This is a genomic window from Actinosynnema sp. NPDC023658, from assembly GCF_040639995.1.
GTDB lineage: Bacteria > Actinomycetota > Actinomycetes > Mycobacteriales > Pseudonocardiaceae > Actinosynnema.
On sequence record NZ_JBFAAX010000391.1, the window covers coordinates 1 to 5,463 of the forward strand.

Sequence of the window (5,463 nt, forward strand, 5' to 3'; positions counted from 1 at the left end):
GCTTGTGCTGCCCGGATGGTCCGCCGGGCCGCTCAAGCCACCAACGCGGCCCGAGACGAGACGTGCAGTCTCGTCGGACCGTGATCGACGTCCCCTTCGACCGGGCCAGATCCGGCCCGGTCCGGTCGACCGGAACACCGTCCACCCGACCGGGTGAGCGAGTTGATCACGGACCGTGGCCCCGCGTCCGGGCGGAACCGCCGGCCGCGCGAACCGTGCGACTCACCGAAGTTATCGTTGTCCGGCGGGGGGCCGAGCGATCAAACTGGGTACCCGCGCTTGGTGATCATGCAGCGAACGCGGGGAGGCCACGGCATGCACACCGTCCCGATCACCTCGGGTCGCCACCGGCGTGCCCTCAGCAGCGAGGACGTCTGAGTTAGATGCGCATCAGCCGCAAGCCCACGGGCGAGAAGTTCTTCGAGCTCTTCTCCGCGATCGGCACCAACATCGCTGACAGCGTGGGGGTCCTGCGGGAGTTCGTGTCCGCCCCCGTCGAGCAGCGCGCCGAGCTGGCCGCGCGGATGCACGCGCTGGAGAACGCGGGCGACGACGCCACCCACGCCATCATCGAGCACCTGGACCGGTCGTTCGTCACGCCGTTCGACCGGGAGGACATCTACCGCCTCGCGTCCAACCTGGACGACGTGGTGGACCACATGGACGCCGCCGTCGACCTGGCGACCCTCTACCGGGTGGGCGAGCTGCCCGACGGCGTCGTGGGACAGGTCGACCTGCTGGGCAAGGCGGCCCGGCTCACCGCCGAGGCGATGCCCCGGCTGTCCGTGCCGCAGGAGCTGACCGCGTTCTGGGTCGAGGTCAACGCGCTGGAGAACGAGGCCGACCAGGTCTACCGGCGGCTGCTGTCGGAGCTGTTCAACGGGCAGCGCGACGCGTTGGAGGTCATGAAGCTCAAGGAGGTCGTGGACGAGCTGGAGGCCGCCGCGGACGCGTTCGAGCACGTGGCCAACGCGGTGCACTCGATCGCGGTCAAGGAATCCTGATGCCCACTGCCGGGCTGCTGCTCGTGGTCGTGCTCGCGCTCGCGTTCGACTTCACCAACGGCTTCCACGACGCGGCCAACGCCATCGCGAGCGCCGTGTCCACCCGCGCGCTCACCCTGCGCGCCGCGTTGGCGCTGGCGGCGGTGATGAACCTGCTCGGCGCGCTGCTCGGCACCGGCGTCGCGGTCACCATCGCCAAGGGCATCATCGACACCCCGGTCGGGGACGACGCCCTGCACGTGGTCACCGCGGCCCTGGTCGGCGCGATCGCGTGGAACCTGCTCACCTGGTACTTCGGCCTGCCGTCCTCGTCGTCGCACGCGCTGGTGGGCGGCCTGGTCGGCGCGGCGCTGGCCTCCGCCACCACGGTGCACTGGGCGGGCGTGCTGGAGAAGGTCGTGCTGCCGATGGTGATCTCCCCCGTCGTCGGCCTGGTGCTCGGCTACCTGGTGATGACGGCGATCATGTGGGTGTTCCGCAACGCCAACGCCCACCGCACCGGTCGCCTCATGCGCCGGGCGCAGGTGGTGTCGGCGGCGAGCCTCGCCCTGGGCCACGGCCTGCAGGACGCCCAGAAGAGCATGGGCATCATCGTGCTGGCCCTGGTGGTCACCGGGCACCAGACCGACTACGCGGTGCCGCTGTGGGTCATCGGGGCGTGCGCGCTGGCGCTGGCGGCCGGCACCTGGTCGGGCGGCCTGCGGATCATGCGGACCCTGGGCAGGCGGATCTTCCACCTCACCCCGCCGCACGGCTTCGCCGCCGAGCTGTCCGCCTCGTCGGTGCTGTACCTGACCGCGTTCGCGTTCCACGCCCCGATCTCCACCACGCACGTGATCACCTCGGCCGTGATGGGCGTGGGCGCGACCACGCGCCGTTCCGCGGTGCGCTGGGCCGTGGCCGCCGACATCGCGAAGGGATGGGTGCTCACCCTGCCCGGTGCGGCGGTCGTCTCCGCCGGCACGTACGGCGTGGTGTCGCTTTTCTGAGGCTCGCTCCGAACTCGGCCCGGTCCACGAACGCGATGCCTTCTCGTGTTGTTCGCGTGCCCTTTCGGCGGCCCGGCGGCTCCGATCCTCCGGCGGTACCGTGCCGTCCGCAGCCCGGATCCGCCGGGCGACGCCCCGCAGGAGTTGCGAATACTCCTCCGCAAACTTTCGGATTCGAGCACCGACCACAACGGACGTGACGTCGAGTGCGGGCAGGCGCTCACGCGGTGGTCCGAATCGTTTTGAACTGCGCGTCCACCGCTCTTGAGTGATCGCTTCGACGGGCCGGCGCGGCCGTGCCGCCGGACCTCGGCTCGGACCGCTAGGCCGTACGCCCGTCCGCTCTCGCACCCGTGGTTGCCCCAACGGACCTTGCCAGGACGACGTGTTTCGGAGAAGACTGCTGGGAGTTTCGACCTCCCGGCGCCGTCCCGGAGGCCGCCGGTGCGGCGCGAGCACCCTGCCCGCACCGCGAGGTCCACAAAATGAATACCCGTCCCGACAATTGCCCCGACCCGGCCCGCTAAAGCCGGGACGGCAATTCGTGGTGCGCAATTCACGCTTGCATCCGAAATAAATGCGAAACATCTGGACAACGGAAAGTGCCCGTGTCGATACTGTGAGTCGTCGACAGGTCCCGAGGGACCTCGACCGGTTCTCCGCCGCCGTCCGGCCACCTCTGCACAGCAGGAGAAGAGGAAGGTTCGCATGGTCAACGTCGATCTTCGCCCGACGAGCCGCAGTCGCGGACGCGTCAGAATACTCGTCGGCGGTGCGGTCGCCGCGCTCGTCATGGCGCTCTTGCCCGGTGTCGCCAACGCCGCCGTCTGTTCGAACCAGACCGGCACCAACAACGGCTACTACTACTCGTGGTGGTCCGACGGCGCCGGCTCCGCCTGCATCAACCTGGGCTCGGGTGGCAACTACAGCACCTCGTGGAGCAACGTCGGCAACTTCGTCGGCGGCAAGGGCTGGAGCAACGGCTCCCGCCGGACGGTGAACTACTCCGGCAGCTTCAGCACGTCCGGCAACGCGTACCTGACCCTGTACGGGTGGACGTCGAACCCGCTGGTCGAGTACTACATCGTCGACAACTGGGGCAACTACCGGCCCACCGGCACGTACAAGGGCACCGTCACCACCGACGGCGGCACGTACGACATCTACCAGACCACGCGCTACAACGCGCCGTCGGTCGAGGGCACCAAGACCTTCAACCAGTACTGGAGCGTCCGGCAGCAGAAGAGGACCGGCGGCAGCATCACCACCGGCAACCACTTCGACGCGTGGTCGCGCGCCAACATGCGGCTCGGCAGCTTCAACTACTACATGATCATGGCGACCGAGGGGTACCGGAGCAGCGGCAACTCCAACATCACCGTCAGCTGACCCGGCGCACGCAGTGCCGCCCGACGCCCTCCGGATCCGCGGGGGGCGTCGTGCGGCCACGATGATGAGGACTCACATGGCAACACGACGCTCCTTGGTCACCGCGCTGGTCATCGCCGCGACGCTGGTGACCGGCGCCCTCACCGCTGCCGCGGCCCCCGTGCGCGCGGCGGCCTGCTACGGCTACGTCGGGCTCACCTTCGACGACGGTCCCGGCGGCAACACCACCACCCTGCTCAACCTCCTGCGCCAGTACGGGTTGCGGGCCACCATGTTCAACCAGGGCAACAACGCGGCGGCCAACCCCTCGCTGGTGCGGGCGGAGGTCAGCGCGGGCATGTGGGTCGGCAACCACAGCTACACCCACCCGCACCTGACCCAGCTGAGCCAGTCCCAGGTCGACTCCGAGGTCTCCCGCACCCAGCAGGCCATCGCCAACGGCGGCGGCGGCACGCCGAAGCTGTTCCGCCCGCCCTACGGCGAGACCAACTCCACGGTGCAGACGGTCCTGTCCAGGTACGGCCTGAGGCAGATCATCTGGGACGTCGACTCCCAGGACTGGAACAACGCGAGCGTCGACGCCATCGTCGCGGCCAACGCCCGCCTGACCAACGGCCAGATCATCCTCATGCACGACTGGCCGGCCAACACGCGCGCCGCGATCCCGCGCATCGCGCAGACCCTCGCGAGCCGCAACCTGTGCGCGGGCATGATCTCCCCCTCCACGGGTCGCGCGGTCGCGCCGGCCTGACCGCTCCAGTGAACCGCGCAGCCCGGCCTGTCACCCGGCAGGCCGGGCTGACGCGTGCCCGTACGTGAACAGGTTTGACCCTTCAACAGCGCCGCCCCTATCGTGACCACCGCACTCGCCGCCACCTGTCCGACGAACGCGGTCCGCGGGCACCACCGCGTGACCAGCCCAGGTGTGAGTCCCACGGCGACGTGACCGTTCCCGGATCCGGCGATCACCGTGCCGTGCGCGCTCGAAGAAGGGATCGCAGTGGACACCAGAACCACCTCGACCGCCCTCGCCGCCGTGGCGGGCCTGCTCCTCGCCGTTCCCGCGACGGCCACCGCCGACCTCGCCACCGCCGACCTCGCCGCGGGCGCGGCGGGCACGACCGGCGGCGCGGGCGGCGCGACCGTCACCGCCACCAGCCAGGCCGACCTGGAGCGCTACGCCAGGGCGGCCGAGCCGTACGTGATCCGACTGGACCGCGCGATCACCGTCACGCCGCTCGGCCGTGAGATCCCGGTGACGTCGAACAAGACCATCGTCGGTGCGGGCACCCGGGGCGAGGTCGTCGGCGGCGGCTTCTTCCTCGGCGCGGGCACGTCGAACGTGATCATCCGGAACCTGACCGTCCGGGACACGCGGGTGGCCTCCGACGACCCGGACGACAAGGACTTCGACTACGACGGCATCCAGCTGGACACCGCCGACCGCGTCTGGATCGACCACAACCGCGTCATGCGCATGAACGACGGCCTCATCGACAGCCGCAAGGACACCACGAACCTGACCGTGTCGTGGAACGTGCTGGCCGAGGGCAACAAGGCGTTCGGCATCGGCTGGACCGACAACACCACCGCCCGCATCACGATCCACCACAACTGGATCCACGACACCAACAGCCGCAACCCCAGCACCGACAACGTCGCCTACGCCCACCTCTACAACAACTACCTGCAGCACGTGCGCGGCTACGGCAACTACTCGCGCGGGAACACGAAGATGGTGCTGGAGAACAGCTACTTCGACACCGTCAAGGACCCGTACTACCGGGACGACACCGCCCAGCTGCGCCAGAGCGGCAGCGTCGTCGTGAACAGCTCCGGCAAGCAGCAGACCGGCGGCTCCGCCTTCACCCCGTCGTCCTTCTACGCCTACACCCTGGACAGGGCGGCCGACGTGCCGGCGATCGTGCGCGCCCACGCCGGCCCGCAGGCGGACATCGGGCTCTGACCGGACCGGGCCCGGTGGACGTGGGACGCCAGGTCTAGCCGAGCAGCCGGACCCGCCGTTCCACGTCCGCGGGCAGGCGCCGCCGCTGCCGGACCACCTCGGGCAGCTTCAGCAC

At 69.6% G+C, this 5,463-nt stretch carries 5 protein-coding genes; all 5 read left to right on the forward strand.

Annotated features, from left to right (window positions below):
- Positions 1–383 precede the first annotated feature (383 nt).
- The 5 genes from AB0G02_RS27220 to AB0G02_RS27240 all read left to right on the forward strand — a co-directional run bounded on the left by AB0G02_RS27220 (position 384) and on the right by AB0G02_RS27240 (position 5,348).
- Positions 384–1,004 carry a DUF47 family protein gene (locus tag AB0G02_RS27220; RefSeq protein WP_360799006.1) on the forward strand — a complete coding sequence of 207 codons (621 nt, stop codon included), beginning with the start codon at positions 384–386 and terminating at the stop codon, positions 1,002–1,004.
- Positions 1,004–1,993 carry an inorganic phosphate transporter gene (locus tag AB0G02_RS27225; RefSeq protein ID WP_360799009.1) on the forward strand — a complete coding sequence of 330 codons (990 nt, stop codon included), beginning with the start codon at positions 1,004–1,006 and terminating at the stop codon, positions 1,991–1,993. The genes AB0G02_RS27220 and AB0G02_RS27225 overlap by 1 nt, the downstream gene beginning before the upstream one ends.
- Positions 1,994–2,785: 792 nt before the next feature.
- Positions 2,786–3,382: a glycoside hydrolase family 11 protein gene (locus AB0G02_RS27230; protein WP_360799012.1), complete on the forward strand. Its 597-nt coding sequence runs from the start codon at positions 2,786–2,788 to the stop codon at positions 3,380–3,382.
- A gap of 76 nt (positions 3,383–3,458) precedes the next feature.
- Positions 3,459–4,133 carry a polysaccharide deacetylase family protein gene (locus tag AB0G02_RS27235; RefSeq protein ID WP_360799015.1) on the forward strand — a complete coding sequence of 225 codons (675 nt, stop codon included), beginning with the start codon at positions 3,459–3,461 and terminating at the stop codon, positions 4,131–4,133.
- A 249-nt stretch (positions 4,134–4,382) separates the two neighbouring features.
- Entirely contained in the window at positions 4,383–5,348 is a 966-nt protein-coding gene (locus tag AB0G02_RS27240) for a right-handed parallel beta-helix repeat-containing protein (protein ID WP_360799018.1), read from the forward strand.
- The last annotated feature ends 115 nt before the right edge of the window (positions 5,349–5,463 follow it).